Genomic DNA, 21,399 nt, shown 5'->3' with positions numbered 1-21,399 from the left:
AAGTGATTCCGTGCCCAGCCAGCTTTAGATGGAGACGGAGCGATGAAACGCACCTTTCAACCCTCGAACCTCGTGCGCAAGCGGCGCCATGGTTTCCGCGCGCGCATGGCCACCAAAGCCGGCCGTAAGATCATCAATGCGCGCCGCGCACAAGGCCGGAAATCGCTGAGCGCGTAAGCGCCTTCGATATCTGGAATCAGATTATGACACCGCCGGAGGCACCCCAGGATGGCACATATGCCACAACGGGGAATACTGTTCCGGCGGCTTCATTGCGCGTGGACGTTTTAACCAAGCGGGCCGATTTTCAACGGGCCAGCCGCGCCAAACGGGTAGCAACGCCCGGTTTCATCCTGCAAATGCGCCCCCGCCGTGCGGAAGAGTCAAGCAACGCGCCCATTCGCGTGGGCTTCACCTGCTCTAAAAAGGTTGGCAATGCCGTGGCCCGCAACCGGGCCAAGCGCCGCCTGCGCGAGATCGCGCGGAAGACGCTGCCCTATCAGGGCCGCGCGGGGATGGACTATGTCTTTATCGGGCGCCGTGAGGCCACTGCCGCCCTGCCCTTTGATCACCTGCTTGCTGATCTCAAGCGTGCGCTTGATACCCTGCATGGGGTCAAGAAATGACGCCCTTCGCTGCCTTTCTGGCGCTGCCGGTTCGCGGCTATCGGCTGATCTTTAGCCCTTGGGTTGGCCATAACTGCCGCTACCAGCCCACATGCAGCGCCTATGCGCTTGAAGCCTTGCAAAAGCACGGTGGTCTGCGCGGCGGCTGGCTTGCTGCCCGGCGGATCGCACGCTGCCATCCTTGGGGGCGCAGTGGCATCGACAATGTGCCAGATTAACGGCCTGTCTTGCGAGGCTGAGGCAAATTGCCTTAGGTGACACCACCCATGATGACGAAAGGCCGATGATGCTGGACGAACCCAACGAGATCCATCCCCTCTTTGCCGGCGCACCGCAAAGCACTGAGTTCAAGAAGCTGCGCAAGCGCATCGTTCGGATGACCCGAGAGGCGATTGAACAATACGGCATGATCGAACCTACCGCCCAGAGCGCATCCAAACCGCGTTGGCTGGTGTGCCTCTCTGGCGGTAAGGACAGCTACACGCTTCTGGCGGTGCTGCATGAATTGCAATGGCGTGGCCTGCTGCCCGTCGATCTGCTGGCCTGCAACCTTGATCAGGGGCAACCGGGGTTTCCCGCGACAGTATTGCCGGAGTTCTTGGAAAAGATGGGCGTTCCGCACCGGATCGAATACCAAGACACCTATTCCATCGTGATGGACAAGATCCCCGCCGGACGCACCTTCTGCGCCCTATGCAGCCGCCTGCGCCGCGGCAACCTTTACCGGATCGCACGCGAAGAAGGCTGCTCTGCCGTGGTGCTGGGCCACCACCGAGACGACATACTTGAAACCTTTTTTATGAACCTGTTTCATGGCGGGCGACTGGCCACCATGCCACCCAAACTGGTGAACGAAGAAGGCGATTTGTTCCTCTACCGCCCCCTCGCCCATGTGGCAGAAGCCGACTGCGAGCGCTTTGCCACAGCGATGAACTACCCCATCATTCCCTGCGATCTTTGTGGGTCACAGGACGGGCTGCAACGCCAGCAGGTCAAAGCCATCCTTGATGGATGGGAAGCCAACAGTCCGGGCCGCCGCCAAGTGATGTTCCGCGCCTTGATGAATGCCCGGCCGTCGCATCTGCTGGATCCCAAGATCTTCGACTTCGAAGGACTAATGCGGAACGTTGAGAGCACAAACACGGAACAATTTTAAGCAAAATTCTTCCAAGATTTGTCAGCGCGTTAACCCCCACCACACCTCAGACGCGATACCTCTCTGCGCAGCGGCGCATTGCTGCGCGCAGATAAGGGGAAGATCGCAATGGCGTTTCAACAGCGTTCGGGGCTGACTCATATGCGGCGTTCTTTGGCGGCAGCGCTGACTGGCCCTCCGGCGCTGGCCTTTCTCCCCGCCCTAACGCTCGCGGCCTTTTGGTTCGGCGGGGAAACCGCTTTGATCTTTGCCGCTGCACTGCTTCCCGTCTTTTACCTTATGAGCAATCGCTTTGGCCGTGGACTTACGCTGCCGCGCGATGCGGTCAGCGGGTTGTTCCAACGCGGCGCTTTCGAGGAATTGACCGAACAGATTTATCAGCGCGCCAAGCTGAAAGGGCGCCACTCCGCCGCCTTTTTTACAGCGATTGAGGATCTTGAAGACCTCGCCGACCGTCACGGACAGGCCGCGGCGGACATAATCGTGCAGCGTACAGGCGAACGGCTGGTCACCGCATTGCGCGGCGATGATAACGTCGGTCAAATGGGGGATGCCCGCTTTGCCATATGCGTGGCCCCGGTCCGCCAACTGGATCTTGAGCTTTGCATCCAACTTGCCGGACGTCTGCAAGCGGCGATGGAAGAGCCGGTGTCGATCGACGGTGTCACGATCTATCTCACCGCGTCAGTCGGGTTTTGTCTCAACACCCGCGCGCCGGGGGACGATGGTGCCGCCTGGCTGCGCGCCGCCGCCACTGCCCTACGCGCCGCCCAGCGGCGCGGCCCCTCCTCTATCCGCGCCTTTTCCGACCAAATGCGCCGTGACACGGAAAACCGCGCCGAATTGCGTGAGGAAGTCGTGCAAGCGCTCGACAACGGTCAAATACAACCGTGGTTTCAGCCGCAAATCTCTACAGATACAGGCCAAATCACGGGGTTTGAGGCCTTGGCCCGCTGGAATCACCCCGTACGCGGCATGATCTCCCCTGCAGAGTTTCTACCTATCATCGAAAACGTGGGCCTGCTTGAACGGCTGGCAGAAGTGATGATGTACCACGCGTTTGCAGCGCTTAAAGCTTGGGATGGGTCCGGTGTTGAAGTGCCACAGATCGGCGTGAATTTCGCCGGTTGCGAGTTAAACAACCCACGTCTCATCGATAAAATCACATGGGAGTTGGACCGCTTTGACCTCACACCCGACCGGCTAGCGGTTGAGGTGTTGGAAACCGTCGTCGCTTCTGCTCCGGATGACGTCATTACGCGCAATATAAACGCTTTGGGGAAGTTAGGCTGTCGGATTGACCTAGATGACTTCGGTACCGGTCACGCCTCTATCGCTTCTATCCGCCGATTTTCCGTCAGCCGGATCAAGATTGACCGATCTTTTGTGATGAAGGCCGACCGCGATCCCGATCAGCAGCGAATGATCAGTGCGATCCTGACCATGGCGGAAAGGCTCGGCATTGAAACCTTGGCCGAAGGGGTCGAGACTGTGGGCGAACATGTGCTGCTCGCGCAGCTTGGCTGTGATCACGTGCAGGGGTTTGGCATCGCCCGGCCTATGCCTTTTGAACAGACTTTGGACTGGATTTCGCGTCATAATGCCAAACTGCAGAATGTCCCTCGCATTCTCGATGGTCGCGCGACGTAACCGCTTGCCTGCCAACTGCAGACGGTGATGCCGTCAACATTTCGAACAGTCCCGATCCTGCCTCTGCGCGAACCCGGCCGCGGAGCGCCGAACCCCAAGCCTATAGGGTCCGTTTCTGCGTTTCCACGCTCGGACACAAACCCGATTCCGCTTGACCTTTGGCCCCTTACTCTGTTGAACCCCCCCTGATATTCCAAGACATCAGGTGGCAACCCCATGGACGACCAGAACAAGAATCTCATCCTTGCCACGGCGCTCAGCTTTGCCGTCATCCTTGTGTGGTTCCTCCTGTTCCCGCCCCCTGAAGCCGACCCTGCGCTTGAGCCAGGCACCGAAGTAAGCCAGGTCGAAGGCGGTACTGTCGTCCCGGCCACACCGTCAGATGCCGCTGCCCCTGACACCGAAACAGGTGAAGGCGCCGCCCCCGCTGGCCGCCGCGCGGCTTTGGCCGACGCGCCCCGCGTTGCAATCTCTACCGACCGTCTGAGCGGCTCGATTTCGCTCATGGGCGGGCGGATCGACGATCTGAAACTGAACGACTACCAAACCACCCTCGACGAAAACGCCGAAGTGGTCACGCTGCTCTCCCCCGAAGGGTCGAGCGACGCTTACTACGCGCTGCACGGTTGGGCCGCAGGCTCCGGCCTCGCGCCCGATGCGGTGCCGGGTGTCGATACGATGTGGACCCTCAGCGAGGGCGAGACATTGGGCGTTGACAGCCCTGTGACCCTGACTTGGGACAATGGCGCCGGACAGGTCTTTACCCGCACAATTTCTGTCGATGACGAATATATGTTCGACATCACCCAAAGCGTCTCTAACAACGGCGAAGCCCCGGTGAACCTCGCCCCCTTCGGCATGATCGCACAGCACGGTCTGCCGGAAGACCTCAAGAGCTTCTTCATCTTGCATGAGGGCGCGGTCTCTATGGCGAATGGCGAGTTGGCCGAGATCGACTGGGACGACATTGCCGATGCGGATGTGAACAGCACTTGGGGCCGCCCCGCCGTGGTGACCGAAGGCGTCACCGAAGGCTGGATCGGCTTCACCGATCACTACTGGCAGGCGGTCCTGATCCCCGAAGCGGGCGAGACCTTTGAGCAAGCGCTCACCTATGACCCCCGCGCCGACACCTACCGCGCCTTTACCCGCCAGCCCACCCGCTCGGTCGCGGCAGGCGAAAGCGTCAGCACGTCGAGCAAATTCTTCGCGGGCGCGAAGGAATGGGAAACGCTGCAAGATTACCAATCCGCTGGTGTCGCCAAATTCATCGACAGCATCGACTGGGGCTGGTTCTTTTTCCTGACCAAGCCGATCTTCTGGCTGCTGCACAACCTCAACCAGTTGATCGGCAACATGGGTGTCGCGATCATCGGCCTCACGCTGCTGATCAAGGCGCTGCTCTTCCCGCTGGCCTATAAATCCTACGTCTCCATGGCGCGGATGAAAGAGCTTCAGCCCGAAATGGAAAAGCTGAAGAAAGAGGCAGGCGACGACCGTCAGAAGATGCAGCAGGGCATGATGGAGCTCTATAAGAAGAACAAGGTGAACCCAGCTGCGGGCTGTCTGCCAATCCTGCTGCAAATCCCGATCTTCTTCTCGCTCTACAAGGTGATCTTTGTCACCATCGAGTTGCGCCACGCGCCCTTCTTTGGCCCGTTCCAAGACCTTAGTGCGCCGGACCCCACCTCGATCCTGAACCTCTGGGGCCTGCTGCCCTATGCGGCACCTGAGCCCGGCTCGATGCTGGCGCTGATCTTTATCGGTATTCTGCCGCTGCTTTTGGGTATCTCCATGTTCTTGCAGCAGAAACTGAACCCGGCGCCCACCGATCCGACGCAGCAGATGATTTTTGCTTGGATGCCTTGGGTCTTCATGTTCATGCTGGGCGGTTTTGCTTCCGGTCTGGTGGTTTACTGGATCGCGAACAACACGATCACCTTTACTCAGCAGTATCTGATCATGCGCAGCCAAGGGTATAAGCCGGATCTTTGGGGCAATATCGCGGGCGGCTTTAAGCGCACGCCCAAAACCACTGCCGCCAATGCGGACGCGAAGCCCAAGTCCGGCAAGTCGAAGAAGTGATGCAGATCACTGCGCTCAACCGGCATCCGCTCAAGGCCCATGGCCGCGAGACGGTTGAGCGCGTAACCCTGCGGGCCGGGCAATCCATGCCCTATGACCGGCTCTGGGCCGTGGCCCATGACGCCAGCAAGGCCGCGCCCGGAGACTGGGCGCGTTGTTTGAATTTCACGCGGGGGGCATCCTCCCCGCAGTTACAGGCAATCACAGCCCAGCTGGATGAGGCGACCGAGTTGCTCACTCTGCGCCATCCCGACCAAGGCGAGATTACCTTTCACCCGGATCGCGACAAGGCGCAGTTCCTTGACTGGGTGCGCCCGCTGGTGGCCGAAGGTCGGGCGGCACCGGTGGACATTCTGCGTCTTGATGGCCGGGGTTACACCGACAGTGCAGAGCCGACACTTTCGCTCAACAGTGTCAGCAGCCACCGATCGGTTGAAGAACTTTCCGGTTCGCCGCTCCAGACCGCCCGCTGGCGTGGCAACATCTGGTTTGACGGCGCCGCGCCTTGGGCTGAGTTCGAGTGGATTGGCCGCGAAGTAAAAATTGGCGATGCCCGGCTGCATGTGTCCAAGCGCATCACCCGCTGCCTTGCCACCACCGTCAATACCGACACCGGCGCGCGCGACGTGGATACGCTCGCCGCACTTGACCAATTGAGCCACCGTGACTTCGGTGTTACCCTCACCGTCACCAGAGGCGGAGAGATCGCCGTGGGCGACGAACTGGAGCTGATCTGATGCAAGTGAACTACACCACCGCCGAAGAGCCGGACGCGCCGAGCGCGGAAAAGGGCCGGATGCTATTTGCGGGTGAGACAACATTCGTTAAAGGCGTGGTGGCGATGGACGGGCTGCCACCCCCTGACCGGATGGAGGTTTGCTTTGCCGGTCGCTCTAACGTCGGTAAATCGACGCTGATCAACGCGCTGACGGGGATGAAGGCGCTGGCGCGGGCCTCAAACACGCCGGGCCGTACGCAGGAGATTAACTTCTTCACGGCGGGCGAGGAACACTACCTCGTTGACCTGCCCGGCTATGGCTATGCCAACGCCCCCCTGCCCGTTGTTGAAAAATGGCAACGCTTGCTGAAGCAATATCTGTCTGGCCGTCAAACCCTGCGCCGCGCCTTTGTGCTGATCGACGCGCGTCATGGGGTGAAGAAGGTTGATGATGAGATCATGTCCCTGCTCGACAGTTCTGCCGTGACCTTTCAAGTCGTGCTGACCAAAGCCGACAAGGTCAAAGAGGCCGAGCGCGAAAAAATCCTGACGCAGGTGAAAGACGCGCTGAGCAAACACCCCGCCGCTTATCCAGAGATCGTCGTGACGTCTTCGGAAAAGGGCTGGGGCATCCCTACCCTGCGTGCAATCATCGCCACGCTGGAATAACTCCCCCCGCCGTTATCGGCGTCCCATGGGTCAACAGATGAGAACGCAAGACATGAATCGCGACTGGATCGCCACCGCCCGCACCCTGAGCCAAGCCCTGCCCTTCCTGCAACGCTATGCCGATGCCACCGTGGTTATCAAGCTGGGCGGTCATGCGATGGGCAGCGATGAGGCGATGGATGAATTTGCCCGCGATGTCGTGCTGATGCGGCAGGTGGGTGTGAATCCAGTGATTGTCCATGGCGGCGGGCCGATGATTAACAACATGCTGGCCCGGCTGAACATCGAGTCCGAATTCGTGAATGGCAAACGCGTCACCGATGCCGCGACCATGGAAGTGGTCGAGATGGTGCTGTCGGGGCTCGTCAATGCACGGATCGTGCAGGCGATTTCCGAACAGGGGGGGCGTGCTGTTGGCGTCTCGGGCAAAGACAGCGGCTTGATCGTTTGCGAGCCCGAAGATCCCGCCCTTGGCTTGGTTGGCAGACCCGCAGAGGTTAATCCGAGCATTCTCCGCGACTTTGCCGAAAAGGACATCATCCCCGTCATCGCGCCCCTTGGCATGGGCCTCAGCGGCGAGACCTATAACATCAACGGTGACACCGCCGCAGGCGCCATCGCGGGCGCGCTGAAGGCCGATCGTTTGTTGCTGCTCACGGACGTGGCTGGCGTGAAAGACGGTTCGGGCGAGGTGGTGACTGACCTGACTGCAAGCCAGATCAACGAAATGATCGCTGATGGCACCATCGCAGGTGGGATGATCCCCAAGGTTCAAACCGCGTTGAAAGCGCTCGAAGGCGGCGTGCGTGCGGCGGTGATTCTCGACGGACGTGCGCCAAATGCCTGCCTGTTGGAGCTTTTCACGGAACACGGCGCGGGCAGCATCATTCGCAACGGCTGAGGCAAAGCGCTTGCCCCCTGCCCCTGCTTCGCGCCTATGATGGGCCGAGCAGTGAAAGGAATGACATGCGCCGCCTGATCCTAATGCGACACGCGAAATCGGACTGGTCCCAAGGCACCAGCGATCACGACCGCCCGTTAAACCGCCGCGGGCGTGGGGCCGCCGAAGCGCTCGGCAACTGGCTCCAAACCAAGAGATTGGTACCGGATGCGGTGCTATGTTCAACCGCCGCCCGAACGCGGGAAACCTGCCTGCTGCTAGACCTGCCTAAGAGCAGCGCGGTTGCGCATCTGCGCGACCTTTATCTCGCCGAACCCGATGCGATCATAGCCACGCTGCGCCGACGGGCTGAGGGAAACACCGTGCTGCTTGTCGCGCATAACCCCGGCATTGCCACCGCTGCAGCGGTGCTGTTGCAGCAAGAACCCCAAGAGGACGCATTTCGCCGCTATCCTTCGGGTGCGACCACGGTGATCGATTTCGATATCGACAGTTGGGCCGACCTTGCCCGCGGCACCGGTACGCTGCACGCCTTCACCGTGCCCAAACAGCTGGTGTGAAACGCAAACGCCCCGACCGATTGGCCGGGGCGTTTGGTTCGCAGTGCTGCCGTCGCGCGGGTCAGTGGCCCAGAATCTGGCTCAGGAACAACTGTGTGCGCGGGCTTTGTGGGTTGTTAAAGAAGGCTTCCGGCTCATTCTGTTCAACGATTTGGCCTTCATCCATAAAGATCACCCGGTTCGCGACCTGACGGGCAAAGCCCATCTCGTGGGTCACGCAGAGCATGGTCATGCCTTCTTCGGCAAGCTCGATCATCGTGTCGAGCACTTCCTTGATCATTTCAGGATCGAGCGCCGATGTCGGCTCATCGAACAGCATGATACGCGGGCGCATACAAAGCGAACGGGCAATCGCCACACGCTGCTGTTGACCGCCCGAAAGCTGGCCGGGGTACTTGTTGGCCTGATCGGGGATCTTCACCTTTTCAAGGAAATGCATCGCCGTTTCTTCGGCTTCCTTCTTGGGCGTCTTGCGCACCCAGATCGGGGCCAGCGTGCAGTTCTCAAGGATCGTCAGATGCGGGAAGAGGTTAAAGTGCTGAAAGCACATGCCGACCTCTGAGCGGATCTTGTCGATGTTCTTGAGGTCCGAACTGAGCAGCGTGCCGTCAACTTCGATGCTGCCCTTCTGATGCTCTTCCAATGCATTGATGCAGCGGATCAGCGTCGATTTGCCGGAGCCCGAAGGCCCGCAGATCACGATGCGCTCGCCGCGATGCACCGTCAGGTCGATGTCGCGCAGCACGTGGAACGCGCCGTACCATTTGTTCATGTTGTTAATACGGATCGCGACTTCGTCGGATACCTGCATTTGTGCGGTCTCAGCCATGTGAGAACCCTCCCTTAACGATGGTCAGTCGCAAGACGGCGTTCCAGCCACTGCGAATATTGTGAAATGCCGTAGCAGACGATGAAGAACAGCACGGAAGCAAAGAGGAAAAGCTCCCAGTAGACGCCGTTCCAGTCGGTCGAGGCGAGGATCGGGCCGCGGATCATGCCGATGATGTCGAACAGCGAGATCACCGAAACCAGCGTGGTGTCCTTGAACAGGCCCACCGCGATGTTGACGATGCCCGGGATCGAAATCTTCAGCGCCTGCGGCAAGATGATCAGCCGCATCGCCTGCGGATAGTCGAGGCCAAGGCTGTCGGCCGCCTCATACTGCCCCTTTGGCAGCGCGGCGAGACCGCCCCGGATCACCTCGGCGATATAGGCGGAGGAGAACATGGTGATCATGATCACCACGCGGATGAAGAGATCAACGCCAGAGCCGGGTGGGAAGAAATAGGCCAGCATCACATTCGCCACAAAAAGCAGGGTGATGAGCGGCACGCCTCGAACGAATTCAATGAACACGACGCAGATGCCTTTGACAATCGGCAGGTGCGACTGACGGCCGAGCGCCAATGCGATCCCGATGGGCAGCGACAGGGACACACAGGTAATGCCCAGCATCATGTTGAGCATGAAGCCCCCCAGATCCCGGCTTGGCACCGCTTCGAGCAGCGGCCGCGCGGGACGCAGTGCGTCGCCGATAATTCCGCCGACATACCAGACAATCGCAGCCGCGACGATGCCGCCCGCCAACGCCTTGGCGAAGCTGTTATGCACCAAACGGGCATAGACCATATAGCCAACGATAACGCCCAGCAGGGCAAAGACCGGCCCCCAGATTGGCCCGCCCCAAATCAGCCAGAAGGCGAGGAAGGGGTAGATGCCGGTAAAGATCAGCAGCTTGCGCGGCAGGTCAATAAAGAGCACTGGCGCCACCGCAAGGAACAACAGGACCAAGGCCAATGTCGGGCGCCAATATTGATCGCTCGGGTATTTAAAGCCAAAGAGCAACTGGTGCCAACGCTCGGAAATGACCGAAAAACAAGCGCCAGTCGCACCGTCCAATATCTCACGACACTCCGACAGGCTGCTGGCGTTCCACACGCCATTGAGCAACCACGGCAAAGACCCGGAGAGCAGCAAATACAAGAAGTAGAGCGCGACAATGGTTAAGATCGCGTTAGCCCAAGTGGGAAAAAGATTGTCTTTCACCCATTTGAACGGCCCGCCGACCTTTTCAGGCGGTGCCGCAGGGGGCAACGAGGATTCACGCACGAAGGCAATGGATTCAGCATGTGTATCGGACATGGCTCAGCGCTCCTTCAGCTTCGTTGCGTTGTTGTAGACGTTCATCACCATCGAAATTCCCAGTGAGATAACAAGGTAGAACAGCATCAAGAGCACCACACATTCAATCGCGCGGCCCGTCTGGTTCAGGGTGATCCCACCCAGCGTCGCGGTGATGTCGGCATAGCCCACAAGGATCGCCAGCGAGGAGTTCTTGGTAATGTTCAAATAGTTGGAGATCAGGGGCGGGATGATCACGCGCAGCGCTTGCGGCAGCACCACAAGGTTCATGATCCTACCAGAGCGCAAACCAAGCGCGGCGGCAGCTTCGGTCTGGCCCTTGCTGACGGCCTGAATGCCCGCGCGCACGTTTTCTGCGATGAAAGCGCCCGTGTAGATCGACAGGGCAAACCACAGCGCGATCAGCGGCGCGCCGATTTGAATACCGCCTCGGAAGTTGAACCCCTTAAGCGCCGGATAATCCAGCCCAATGGGCATCCCAAGGAAAAAGAACATGACGATCGTCGGCACCAACAGGATCACCACCGAAGGCCAGAGCATCGGCAGCAGACGACCTGTATCGTAAAGCAATTTGGTAGCGTAGCGACGGTAAGCAAAGACCCCGATCACAGAGGCCACGAATGTCGCAACCACAATGGTCGAGCCCGGCCCCCAGATCGGCCCCGGAATATAAACGCCCCGGTTGGTAAAGGCGAAGGAGCCGAGCATCATTGACGACGCCGGATCGTCGCCTCGAAAGGCGCTCGGCGCGGGCATGGCGGCGGTCATGATCGTATAGATGATCAAGATCCAGATCAGCACCGGGATGTTACGAAAGATCTCGACGTAACCGGCCATCAGCTTGCGCACCAACCAGTTGTTGGACAGACGCAGCACCCCGGCAATCACGCCAAAGATGGTTGCCGTGATACAGGCGAGGAAAGACACCAGAAGCGTGTTGATGATCCCGACCCAAGCGGCCTGAAGGTTGGACGATTGGCTGGTATAGGGAATGAGGGTTTGGTTAATGTCATACCCGGCAGGGTTGTTTAGGAACTGAAACGAGATGTTCAGCCCGGCAGCGCGCAGGTTGGCAGCAAGGTTCGATCCCAGATACCAAATCGCCGCGATCAGCAGCACCAGCGCAATCACCTGAAAGGTGATCGACCGATAGCGGGTATCGCTCAACAGCATAGATGGCCGGAACGACTCCTTTGGAGGGTCGGTGAGTGTCGTCATGTATGTATCCCTGTGTTCCGGCGTTTTTATTATGAGCACCTTAACAGTGCCTTTAGCCGAATCGTTTTTGGTCTTTGATCGTTTTTCGATCGTGGGTTTTTATTGTCGTCTGAGGGGGTTGTTGAAACGTTATATTGCGGCAGAGGCACAAGGGGCGCAGGAATTCCTGCGCCCCTTGGCTTGGTATCTTAGCGGAAGGGCGGTGCGTAAAGCAGACCACCGTCTGTCCACTGAGCGTTCAGACCACGGGCCAGACCGATGGGGGTTTCCTCACCAATGTTCTTGGCAAAGATCTCACCATAGTTGCCTTCGGCCATGATGGCGCGCTTGGCCCATTCGGCGTCGAGACCGATCATCTCACCCAGCGTGCCTTCGGTGCCCATCAGACGGGCGACTTCGGGGTTGTTGGTGTTGCCGGCCATCTCTTCGATATTGGCGGAGGTGATGCCCAGCTCTTCGGCTGCGATCAGAGCGTTCAGCACCCAGCGGGTGATGTCGCCCCAGTCGTTGTCGCCGTGGCGGACCAGCGGGCCGAGCGGCTCTTTCGAGATGATCTCGGGCAGCAGCACATGCTCGTCCGGGTTCTCAAAGGTTGCGCGTGTCGCCGCCAGACCGGAAGCGTCTGTGGTGTAAGTGTCGCAGGCACCGGCAAGGTACTGCTGCTGGCCTTCGGCGTTGGTTTCAACCGGAACGGGCTCATACTCAATGCCGTTCTTACGGAAGAAGTCCGCGAGGTTCAGCTCGGTCGTTGTGCCGGTCTGGATGCAGACAGTCGCGCCGTCGAGGTCTTTGGCCGAGGAAACGCCAAGCGCTTTCGGGACCATGAAGCCCTGACCGTCATAGTAGTTGATGCCGATGAAATCGAATTTCAGGTCGGTGTCACGGCTGAATGTCCATGTGGTGTTGCGCGCAAGGAAATCGATCTCGCCCGATGCCAGCGCGGTAAAGCGGGTCTTGCCGGTTGTCGGCACGAATTCCACGGCGTTCTTGTCGCCCAGCACAGCGGCGGCAACGGCACGGCAAACGGCGACGTCAAAGCCTTCCCATTCGCCATTGGCGTTCGGTGCGGCAAAGCCTGCCAGACCGGTTGTCACGCCACAGTTCAGCTTGCCGCGTGCCTTGACATCATCAAGCGTCGCGGCGCCAGCAGCGCCGGCAGCAAGACCAGCAACGGTCAGCGCGCCAAAAATTACGGTTTTTTTCATTTTTACCTCTTCCTGATAGTCCGCCACGTTCACTGGCGGTTAATCCGGCATCTTCCGACGCCGGAGACGATCATGTGCCGAGTTGCCCCAGCTCAATGAAAAGCAGTGTGGGCGGATTCAGCTTTCGAGGTCAAGTGCGCGTTAAGCAAAAGTGGAGCGCTAACATTGCTAGCCCTCCGGTTGAAACTTTCGTACTTCAGTCCGCGCGGTTGAGCACGATCATTTCGCAGGCGTGCAGAAACGCTTGTCGTTTGATCTCCGCTTCAGCTTCCGCCACATCATCGCGGCCCCATTGTTCGGCCTGCCAGGTTTCGTCCAACCGTGACAAAGCCCAAATGGTATCAGGGTCATAGGCCTGCTCTAGCGCCGCGAAGCCCAGAACGAGCGAGCCCGTCAGACTGACAAGATCATGAAAGGCAGCGAGCTCGAATGAGTCAAGCGCTGCGGTTCGGCGGTGCAGTTCTTCCAAAGCATCGGGCGCTTGCGGCGCGTGCATAATGCCCTGACGGGTCTCCAGCTTGACGCCAAGGCACCCTTCGGCCCAATCCAATATCGGGTCCCATTGTGCCGATTGCCGCGCCACCAACCCCTCTGGACTGTCCGCGCGGTAGCACAGCAAATCACTATCGCCATAGGCCGCGAGCATGTCGACGACCTCTTCCTTTTGCACCGCGACCTTATCGATCGCAGCATTCGCCGTTTTGGTGACCGGCATGCTGCGCGGATCGATCTGCTTGTCTTGCGCCTGCCATTCGGCTGCCACTGCTTCGGCCATGGCGCGGGTTGGCAGGGTCAGGGGTCGTTTGGCCGGGGTTTTCACACGGCGGCCATCCAACTCAACGGTATAGCCCCCATCGACCTCAACCACAGCCGCTTCTTTCCAAAAGCGTTTCGCCTTCCAATCGCTCATGCGGGGATGCTCCAAATCTGTTCCAGCAACGGCGGCAGCGCGGCGTAGCTTTTAACTACATGCGTGGCTGCTGTCAGCTTGTCCGCGCTGTGATAGCCCCAAGCGACACCGATCCCGGTCACGCCTGCCGCTGCTGCCATGTCCATGTCAAAGGAAGTGTCGCCAATCATAACCGTGGCTTCTGCCGCGACGCCTGCATCGGCCATCGCTTGATAGATCATTGACGGGTGCGGCTTCGAAGGGTGAAAATCTGCCACCTGTTGCGTGATGAACAGCCCTTCCAGCCCATGGCCGGCAATCAGCTTGTCCAGCCCGCGTTTCGACTTGCCCGTTGCCACACCGAGCAGGATTTCCGGCTCCGCATGCAACTGACGCAAGACCTCCAACGCGCCCGGATAAAGCGGCGAGGACTCTGCCACACCTGCCTCCGCCCGCAGCGCCATATAGGCGTCTTTATAGGCTTCAACCATCCGCAGATGATCCCCTGTCGAACGGGTCGGTGCCAAGACTGTCATCGCAACATCCAGCGAAAGGCCAACGATAGACAAAATCTCTGCCCGCGACGGCAAAGGTGCATCAACCGCCGCAAAGGCCGCGCTCATCGCGGCCACGATATCGCCCTGACTGTCGACCAGCGTGCCGTCGACGTCAAAGATTACCAAACGCAGTGGCTTGCTCATTGCAGCGACTCAAAGGGGTCTTCATCGGCCAGATCTTCGGTCCAGCCAAAGGTGTCCCAGCTATGCGCCATATGGTCGGGCAGTTCAGCGGTGATGGTGACCGTCTTGCGGGTATGGGGATGCTCAAAACGCATCATCCGCGCATGCAGGTGCAGCTTTTTCGAGATGATCCCGCCCAGTTGCGCACCCCAGCCGTCGCCGAGGTTTTCCTGCCCGGACCCACCGTATTTGCCATCGCCCACAATCGGATGCCCGATCTCGGCCATATGCGCGCGAAGCTGGTGCGTGCGGCCGGTGATCGGCTCCATCGCCACCCAAGACGCCCGCGAGCCAACGCGGTAGAGCGTGGCGTAAAGCGTGTGCGCCCGTTTTGCACCGGGCGTGTCGTCCATGTCGCGCGGATGCACGGCGATCATCTTCTCGCCCTCGCCGCTGCGCCCATGACCGCCGGCTTTGACGAGGCCATATTTGATCTCGCCCAAGTACGGCGTCGGCACGCCAGCCACGATGGCCCAGTAAATCTTGCGCGTCTCACGGTGCCGCATCGCCGCTGTCAGCGCCTTGGCCGCCAAACGGGTCCGTGCCAGCAGCAGCACGCCAGAGGTATCCCGGTCCAACCGATGCACCAAACGCGGCTTTTCCTCGGCGTCAAAGATGAGCGCTTCGGACAGCGCATCAACATGGCGATCCGCCTGCCCCGAGCCACCCTGCACCGCCAAACCCGGCGGCTTGTTCAGCGCAATCACATGATCGTCGCGGTAGATCACACAGTTGCGGATCATCTTGGCGTCGGCATCGGTGATCCGCGTCCGCTTGGGCGGTGGCGGGGGTGCGCTATCGGGCAGCGGCGGCACGCGGACCTCTTGGCCAGCCTCCAGCCGCGTATTGGCCTTCACCCGACCGCCATCGACGCGGATTTCGCCCTTGCGGCACATCTTTTCGATAAGCCCCTGATTGATCTGCGGAAACATCCGCTTAAACCAACGGTCAAGCCGCTGGTCGCCATCGCCTTCGGCGACGGTAATGGTTTGTACGCGGCTCATGCCAACACCTCTCGGGCCAACCAGAGGCCCAGCAAACAGGCGGCCAACGACAAGATCACCGAGGCCCCCACATATGAAAATGCGACCCCTGCCCGGCCCGCTTCGACCAGCCGCAGGGTATCGAGTGAAAACGCCGAAAAGGTCGTGAAACCGCCCAGCAGGCCGGTCATAAGAAAGGGCAGCAGCAGCGATGTCTTTTCCGCCAGCACCCAGACCACGCCAATCGCCAGCGAGCCGGTGGCATTGACAGCCAAGGTACCAAACGGAAAGCCGACCGTGAGACCGACAAGGTACCGCAGGCTCGCGCCCAGAGCGCCGCCGAGGGCCACCATGATCAGTGTTTTCATCATCGACACCCCATCGCGCGGGCGCGGCCCGGAGTCAAGTTTTCCGCTTGGCCCGCAGCCCGGCGAAGTAATCCTGTCGCTTTTTCAACTCGCGCTCAAAGCCGCGCTCAACCGGCTCGTAAAGACTAGGCCGCGCCATCGCGTCGGGAAAGTAGTTCTGCCCCGAGAATCCATCCTCAGCGTCATGGTCGTAGGCGTACCCGCTGCCATAACCTTGGTCCTTCATCAGCTTGGTCGGCGCGTTCAGAATATGTTTCGGCGGCGGCTCCGATCCGGTGCTGCGGGCCAGTTTGCGCGCGCCTTTATAGGCTTTGTAAACCGCGTTCGACTTGGGCGCGAGGCAGATGTAGGTCAGCGCCTGCGCGATCGCGAGTTCCCCTTCGGGGCTGCCGAGGCGTTCATAGGTCTCCCACGCCTGCAAGCAAAAGGCCTGCGCCTGCGGATCGGCAAGGCCCACGTCCTCCACCGCCATGCGGGTGATGCGCCGCATCAGATAGCGCGGGTCTTCGCCGCCCTCCAGCATCCGGCCCAGCCAGTAAAGCGCCGCATCCGGGTCCGAGCCGCGCATGGATTTGTGCAGCGCCGAGATCAGGTTGTAATGCGAATCGCCGCCCTTGTCGTATTGCGCCGCCCGGCGCATCAGACGCTTGGACAGCCCCACCTTGTCGAGCAGATCATCGCCCTTCCACGCGGTCACCTGTTCGATCAGATTGAGCAGCGCCCGCCCGTCACCATCGGCCATTTCCAGCAGTGCTTCGCGGGCATCGGGTTGCAGCGGCAGCGGCTTGCCCAACTCTTGCTCGGCCCGCTGCGCCAAGCGCTCCAGATCGTCAAGCGGCAGGCGTTCCAGCACCAGCACCTGCGCACGGCTTAACACAGCGGCATTTAACTCAAAACTGGGGTTTTCGGTCGTGGCGCCGACCAAGAGAATCGTGCCATCCTCCATATGCGGCAGGAAGCCGTCCTGTTGCGCCTTGTTGAAGCGGTGAATCTCGTCAACGAACAGCAGCGTCCCCTGCCCCTGTCGCCTGCGCAGTTTCGCCGCCTCAAAAACCTTGCGCAGTTCCGGCACGCCGGAGAATATCGCGCTGATCTGTACGAAGTGCAGGTCCGTCTCATCCGCCAGCAGCCGCGCAATGGTTGTTTTGCCAACCCCGGGCGGCCCCCAGAAGATCAGCGACGACAGCGCGCCAGAGGCTAACATTACCGTCAAAGGCGCATCCGGCCCAAGCACTTGGTCCTGCCCGATCACCTCCGACAAGGCCCGCGGGCGCAGCCGGTCCGCCAGTGGGCGGTGCCCGCTCTCTGCCACTACCTCGCCGTCGCCGAATAGATCCGCCACGCTACCCCCTAAACCGCAGGGCGACACGCCGGTCGCCGCGCTGAATAACCATCTGAATGTGCCGCACCTCGCCCGACAAAAGAGCGACCAAGATGCGGGTCTCGGTCACATCTACCCCATTCACGGATAGGATCACATCACCGTCCCGCAACCCCACGCGCGGCCCAAAGCGCCCGGCATCCATCACCACAACGCCACGGCTTTCCAGCGGCAGATTAAGCTCGGAAATCACAGCCGGATTGATCCGCGCAGCCCGCAGACCAGGCAACAGGCTCCGCGCACCCAGCGTGATCTCGGCGCGGTCAGGCTCATCCGGCGCGGCGATCAGCGCCACGGTCATCTCCCGTGGTTCCCCGTCGCGCATCACCCCAATCCGAGCCGAATGGCCCAGCCCGGCAACCGACATACGGTAAATCATCTCAGACGGGGTATTCACCGCCTGACCGTCCACGCTGACAATCACATCGCCGACCTGCAACCCCGCAGCATTAAACGGGCTCGCGGCATGCAGCCCGGACACGATAATCCCGCCGGGCCGATCCAACCCCAACGGCCCTGCCATATCGGCATCCACTGGCTGACCGGCAAGCCCCGCCCAAGGCCGTTGGAAAACCGCCTCCCCCGCCCGCGCCTGCGCGACAAAGGCCGCAACCAGATCAGCGGGAATGGCAAAGCCGATGCCGTTGCTGCCGCCCGACCGTGTCAAGATCGAGGTGTTCACGCCAATCAGCCGCCCCTGCATGTCGATCAACGCGCCGCCGGAATTGCCGGGATTGATCGGCGCATCGGTCTGGATGAAATAGCCCTGCCCACCATTATTCGCCGCGCCCGACCGTGCCAGCCCCGAGACGATGCCGCTCGAGACGGTCTGGCCCACGCCAAAGGGGTTGCCGATGGCCAAGGTAAGTTCGCCGACCTCAACCGCATCGCTGTCGCGCAGCTCAAGAAACGGTAGGTCTTCTGCCCCCTCTAGCTTGAGAATTGCCAGATCGCTGTCAGCATCGCCCAAAAGGACATGGGCGCTGAACTCACGCCGGTCGTTCAAGACGACGCGTATATCGGTCGCCGTACCGACCACATGATAGTTTGATACAACAATGCCATCCGCAGAAAGAATAACCCCTGAACCCAGTGAGTTTTGCACCCGAGGACGTTCGGAGAAAGGGTCTCGGAAAAACCGTTCAAAAAACGGATCACGCTGAAGCGGTGTGCGCTGCGGCTCGGTCATGATGCGGGCGTAGATGTTGACCACGGCGGGCGTGGCCTGCTTGACCAGCGGCACGAAACTGAGCTGCATCTGCGCGGCGGAACTCGGCACCTGCTGCGCAGCCAAAGGGGCGGCAAGCAGCATTAGGATCATCACGAAATATCTCATACCCTCAGATATGCGCAGCCGTCCAGACGGGTGCAACTCCCATTTGGAAGAAGCCCGAAATATCCCTGCTCCAACGAAAAAGCCCCGCCAAGTGGCAGGGCTTTCATTCTCGCAATCTGCGAAATCTTATTCTGCGGCGTCTTCTTCGGCCACCCGCGCTTTGTCTGCGGCGCCTTTAGCGTCGCGGTCGCGGTCGACGAATTCGATGATCGCCATCGGCGCCATGTCACCATAGCGGAAGCCAGCTTTCAGAACGCGCACGTAACCACCCTGGCGGTCCTTGTAGCGCGGGCCCAGGATGTCGAAGAGTTTCGCGACATACTGGTCTTCTTTCAGCTTGCTTGCGGCCTGACGGCGGGCGTGCAGGTCGCCGCGTTTGGCCAGCGTGATCATCTTTTCGATGATCGGCTTCAGTTCCTTGGCTTTCGGCAAGGTTGTTTTGATTTGCTCATGCTCGATGAGCGAGCCTGCCATGTTCGAGAACAGCGCCTTGCGGTGTTCATGTGTACGGTTCAGGCGGCGGTATCCACGTGCGTGACGCATAGTCTTACTCCAATCGTGAGGCCCTCTACGGGCGGTTTTGCTTTGTCTGGCCCGCGATGCGTGTCACGGGCTCTCCTTGGGGCTTGAGCCCGGTCTTCACGGCACCCGATTTCTTTAAAAGAAATCGGCCCCGGAAACTTTGAAAGTTTCCGGGCACCGTATCTTAAAACGAATCCTCGAACTTCTTGGCGAGGTCTTCGATGTTTTCTGGCGGCCAGTCTTCGACGTCCATGCCAAGGTGCAGGCCCATGCCCGACAGCACTTCCTTGATCTCGTTCAAGGACTTGCGGCCAAAGTTCGGCGTGCGCAGCATCTCTGCTTCGGTCTTCTGGATCAGATCGCCGATATAGACGATGTTGTCGTTCTTCAGGCAGTTTGCCGAACGCACCGACAGTTCCAGCTCATCGACCTTCTTGAGCAGCAGCGGGTTGAACTCAAGACCATCGTCGTCGTCCTGACGGGACGCCGATTCCGGCTCGTCGAAGTTGACGAAGATGCCCAGCTGGTCCTGCAGGATGCGCGCGGCGAAGGCCACGGCGTCATCCGGCGTGATGGAGCCATCTGTTTCCACTTTCATGGTCAGCTTGTCATAGTCCAGCACCTGGCCCTCACGGGTGGGCTGCACGTCATAGGAGACCTTCTTGACCGGCGAATAAATCGCGTCGATCGGGATCAGGCCGATGGGGGCGTCCTCGGGCTTGTTCTTGTCGGCAGAGACATAGCCCTTGCCAGTGTTGACGGTCAGCTCCATGTAGACATCTGCACCATCGTCGAGGTGGCAGATCACATGCTCGCGGTTCAGAATCTCGATACCGGCGGATTCGGAGATGTCACCAGCAGTCACGACGCCCGGACCTTTGGCAGAGATCGACAGGCGCTTGGGGCCTTCGACTTCCATGCGCAGGCTGACGCCCTTGAGGTTCAGGATGATGTCGGTCACGTCTTCGCGCACACCGGCAACGGAGGAGAACTCGTGCAGTACGTTGTCGATCTGCACGGATGTGATCGCCGCACCTTGCAGCGAGGACATCAGCACGCGGCGCAGCGCGTTGCCGAGCGTCAGACCAAAGCCGCGCTCCAGCGGTTCGGCCATGACGGTCGCCTGACGGGCCGGGTCATTGCCCGGCTTGACGTCAAGCTGTTGCGGCTTGATCAATTCAGCCCAATTCTTGTGGATCATGCGTCCCTCCATCCTTGTTTGTGCCTCATGTCCAAATGACACAAACGCTCGAGGTTTCTGAAAAGCGGTATGGGGCCGCACGCAAGGCGCGACCCCATGTAAAACAGTCCCGGCTTAAACGCGGCGGCGTTTGGGCGGGCGGCAGCCGTTGTGGGCCATCGGGGTCACATCACGGATCGAGGTGATGTTGAAACCGGCAGCCGCCAGAGCGCGCAGTGCGGATTCACGACCCGAACCGGGGCCTTGCACTTCGACTTCCAGCGTCTTGACGCCGTGATCCTGAGCTTTGCGGCCTGCATCTTCTGCGGCCATTTGAGCAGCGTAAGGAGTCGATTTACGCGACCCTTTGAAGCCCATGGTGCCAGCGGAGGACCAGGAAATTGCGTTGCCTTGAACATCCGAGATCAGGATCTTGGTGTTGTTGAAGCTCGAGTTCACATGCGCCACACCTGCGGCGATGTTCTTGGAGACCTTACGCTTGGTGCGTGTCTTATCGCGTGCCATTGATCGAACCCTCCCTTATTTCTTCTTGCCAGCAATGGCCTTCGCGGGGCCTTTGCGGGTGCGTGCGTTAGTATGGGTACGCTGACCGCGAACCGGCAGGTTACGACGGTGGCGCAGGCCACGGTAGCAGCCGAGATCCATCAGGCGCTTGATGTTCATCTGCGTGTCACGACGCAGGTCGCCTTCGACGGTGTAGTTGGCGTCGATGTGCTCACGCACGGCCAGAACTTCGGCGTCGGACAGCTCGTTGACCCGGCGGGTCTCGTCGATGCCGACGGCTTCGCAGATGGCCTTGGCGGAGGAGTTGCCAATACCGGTGATATAGGTGAGGGCGATGGGAACCCGCTTTGCAGTCGGGATGTTTACGCCGGCAATACGTGCCACGTTAGCTATTCCTTTTCGTTGCGGGTCCGTCGTTCCAGACCCTTTTTTCACAACACAAGCCCGAGGCGATAAGGCCATCGGGCTGAGGCTGATCAGGTGATCTTGCAGCGTTGGGCGGAGCCTTGCCACAATTTGATTCTCTTGCGAGATAGGGGTGACTA

The 21,399-nt window shown here is 60.0% G+C and carries 24 protein-coding genes; 10 read left to right on the top strand and 14 right to left on the bottom strand.

The features are described from left to right. The first annotated feature begins 42 nt into the window (after positions 1 to 42). From rpmH to HTT03_RS10210, 10 genes are all read left to right on the top strand, one after another. Positions 43 to 177: a 50S ribosomal protein L34 gene (gene rpmH, locus HTT03_RS10255; RefSeq protein WP_007118882.1), complete on the top strand. Its 135-nt coding sequence runs from the start codon at positions 43 to 45 to the stop codon at positions 175 to 177. 26 nt (positions 178 to 203) lie between these two features. Continuing rightward, a complete protein-coding gene (gene rnpA, locus HTT03_RS10250) occupies positions 204 to 626 on the top strand; it encodes a ribonuclease P protein component (protein WP_174859696.1) in 423 nt (140 codons plus the stop codon). After that, entirely contained in the window at positions 623 to 844 is a 222-nt protein-coding gene (gene yidD, locus HTT03_RS10245; RefSeq protein ID WP_174859695.1) for a membrane protein insertion efficiency factor YidD, read from the top strand. The genes rnpA and yidD overlap by 4 nt, the downstream gene beginning before the upstream one ends. Positions 845 to 912: 68 nt before the next feature. Beyond that, positions 913 to 1,782, top strand: a complete 870-nt coding sequence (gene ttcA, locus HTT03_RS10240; RefSeq protein ID WP_174860317.1) for a tRNA 2-thiocytidine(32) synthetase TtcA — start codon at positions 913 to 915, stop codon at positions 1,780 to 1,782. Positions 1,783 to 1,890: 108 nt separating this feature from the next. Beyond that, complete coding sequence (locus tag HTT03_RS10235; protein WP_174859694.1) at positions 1,891 to 3,432, top strand: putative bifunctional diguanylate cyclase/phosphodiesterase; 1,542 nt, start codon at positions 1,891 to 1,893, stop codon at positions 3,430 to 3,432. A 216-nt stretch (positions 3,433 to 3,648) separates the two neighbouring features. Beyond that, entirely contained in the window at positions 3,649 to 5,517 is a 1,869-nt protein-coding gene (yidC, locus tag HTT03_RS10230) for a membrane protein insertase YidC (protein ID WP_174859693.1), read from the top strand. Continuing rightward, positions 5,517 to 6,254, top strand: a complete 738-nt coding sequence (locus HTT03_RS10225) for an MOSC domain-containing protein (RefSeq protein ID WP_174860316.1) — start codon at positions 5,517 to 5,519, stop codon at positions 6,252 to 6,254. The genes yidC and HTT03_RS10225 overlap by 1 nt, the downstream gene beginning before the upstream one ends. Beyond that, on the top strand, positions 6,254 to 6,904 hold the full coding sequence (gene yihA / locus HTT03_RS10220; RefSeq protein ID WP_174859692.1) for a ribosome biogenesis GTP-binding protein YihA/YsxC: 651 nt from the start codon (positions 6,254 to 6,256) through the stop codon (positions 6,902 to 6,904). Before HTT03_RS10225 ends, yihA begins: the two co-directional genes overlap by 1 nt. A gap of 37 nt (positions 6,905 to 6,941) precedes the next feature. Continuing rightward, positions 6,942 to 7,805, top strand: a complete 864-nt coding sequence (gene argB / locus HTT03_RS10215) for an acetylglutamate kinase (protein WP_174859691.1) — start codon at positions 6,942 to 6,944, stop codon at positions 7,803 to 7,805. A gap of 65 nt (positions 7,806 to 7,870) precedes the next feature. After that, complete coding sequence (locus HTT03_RS10210; RefSeq protein WP_174859690.1) at positions 7,871 to 8,365, top strand: SixA phosphatase family protein; 495 nt, start codon at positions 7,871 to 7,873, stop codon at positions 8,363 to 8,365. Between the two features lie 61 nt (positions 8,366 to 8,426). Here HTT03_RS10210 and HTT03_RS10205 read toward each other — a convergent pair whose 3' ends face one another. From HTT03_RS10205 to rpsM, 14 genes are all read right to left on the bottom strand, one after another. Then, positions 8,427 to 9,194 (bottom strand): amino acid ABC transporter ATP-binding protein, encoded by a 768-nt coding sequence (locus tag HTT03_RS10205; RefSeq protein WP_174859689.1) that lies wholly within the window; start codon positions 9,192 to 9,194, stop codon positions 8,427 to 8,429. Between the two features lie 14 nt (positions 9,195 to 9,208). Next, positions 9,209 to 10,507: an amino acid ABC transporter permease gene (locus HTT03_RS10200; RefSeq protein WP_174859688.1), complete on the bottom strand. Its 1,299-nt coding sequence runs from the start codon at positions 10,505 to 10,507 to the stop codon at positions 9,209 to 9,211. Between the two features lie 3 nt (positions 10,508 to 10,510). Beyond that, a complete protein-coding gene (locus HTT03_RS10195; RefSeq protein WP_174859687.1) occupies positions 10,511 to 11,725 on the bottom strand; it encodes an amino acid ABC transporter permease in 1,215 nt (404 codons plus the stop codon). A gap of 188 nt (positions 11,726 to 11,913) precedes the next feature. Then, complete coding sequence (locus HTT03_RS10190) at positions 11,914 to 12,930, bottom strand: amino acid ABC transporter substrate-binding protein (protein WP_174859686.1); 1,017 nt, start codon at positions 12,928 to 12,930, stop codon at positions 11,914 to 11,916. Between the two features lie 196 nt (positions 12,931 to 13,126). Next, positions 13,127 to 13,840: an ATP12 family chaperone protein gene (locus tag HTT03_RS10185; protein WP_174859685.1), complete on the bottom strand. Its 714-nt coding sequence runs from the start codon at positions 13,838 to 13,840 to the stop codon at positions 13,127 to 13,129. Continuing rightward, positions 13,837 to 14,520: an HAD-IA family hydrolase gene (locus tag HTT03_RS10180; protein WP_174859684.1), complete on the bottom strand. Its 684-nt coding sequence runs from the start codon at positions 14,518 to 14,520 to the stop codon at positions 13,837 to 13,839. The genes HTT03_RS10185 and HTT03_RS10180 overlap by 4 nt, the downstream gene beginning before the upstream one ends. Continuing rightward, entirely contained in the window at positions 14,517 to 15,563 is a 1,047-nt protein-coding gene (locus HTT03_RS10175) for an RluA family pseudouridine synthase (RefSeq protein WP_174859683.1), read from the bottom strand. The genes HTT03_RS10180 and HTT03_RS10175 overlap by 4 nt, the downstream gene beginning before the upstream one ends. Further along, positions 15,560 to 15,913 (bottom strand): fluoride efflux transporter FluC, encoded by a 354-nt coding sequence (locus HTT03_RS10170; RefSeq protein ID WP_174859682.1) that lies wholly within the window; start codon positions 15,911 to 15,913, stop codon positions 15,560 to 15,562. The genes HTT03_RS10175 and HTT03_RS10170 overlap by 4 nt, the downstream gene beginning before the upstream one ends. A 31-nt stretch (positions 15,914 to 15,944) precedes the next feature. After that, positions 15,945 to 17,252, bottom strand: coding sequence for an AAA family ATPase (locus tag HTT03_RS10165; protein WP_174859681.1), 1,308 nt, complete (start codon positions 17,250 to 17,252; stop codon positions 15,945 to 15,947). A gap of 1 nt (position 17,253) precedes the next feature. Continuing rightward, on the bottom strand, positions 17,254 to 18,627 hold the full coding sequence (locus tag HTT03_RS10160; protein ID WP_174859680.1) for a trypsin-like peptidase domain-containing protein: 1,374 nt from the start codon (positions 18,625 to 18,627) through the stop codon (positions 17,254 to 17,256). A gap of 126 nt (positions 18,628 to 18,753) precedes the next feature. Next, positions 18,754 to 19,170 (bottom strand): 50S ribosomal protein L17, encoded by a 417-nt coding sequence (gene rplQ / locus HTT03_RS10155; RefSeq protein WP_174859679.1) that lies wholly within the window; start codon positions 19,168 to 19,170, stop codon positions 18,754 to 18,756. Positions 19,171 to 19,333: 163 nt separating this feature from the next. Beyond that, entirely contained in the window at positions 19,334 to 20,350 is a 1,017-nt protein-coding gene (locus HTT03_RS10150) for a DNA-directed RNA polymerase subunit alpha (RefSeq protein WP_007118862.1), read from the bottom strand. Between the two features lie 114 nt (positions 20,351 to 20,464). Continuing rightward, complete coding sequence (gene rpsK, locus HTT03_RS10145; protein WP_067263152.1) at positions 20,465 to 20,854, bottom strand: 30S ribosomal protein S11; 390 nt, start codon at positions 20,852 to 20,854, stop codon at positions 20,465 to 20,467. Between the two features lie 15 nt (positions 20,855 to 20,869). After that, the gene (rpsM, locus tag HTT03_RS10140; RefSeq protein WP_174859678.1) at positions 20,870 to 21,238 is read right to left on the bottom strand and encodes a 30S ribosomal protein S13; all 369 of its coding nucleotides are present in this window, start codon (positions 21,236 to 21,238) and stop codon (positions 20,870 to 20,872) included. Positions 21,239 to 21,399: the final 161 nt, after the last annotated feature.

It is taken from the genome of Sulfitobacter maritimus, from assembly GCF_013346665.1.
In the GTDB taxonomy this organism is placed as follows: Bacteria; Pseudomonadota; Alphaproteobacteria; order Rhodobacterales; family Rhodobacteraceae; genus Sulfitobacter; species Sulfitobacter maritimus.
Note: the sequence above shows the minus strand (reverse complement) of the source record. Positions and strands in the feature narration are given on the sequence as shown.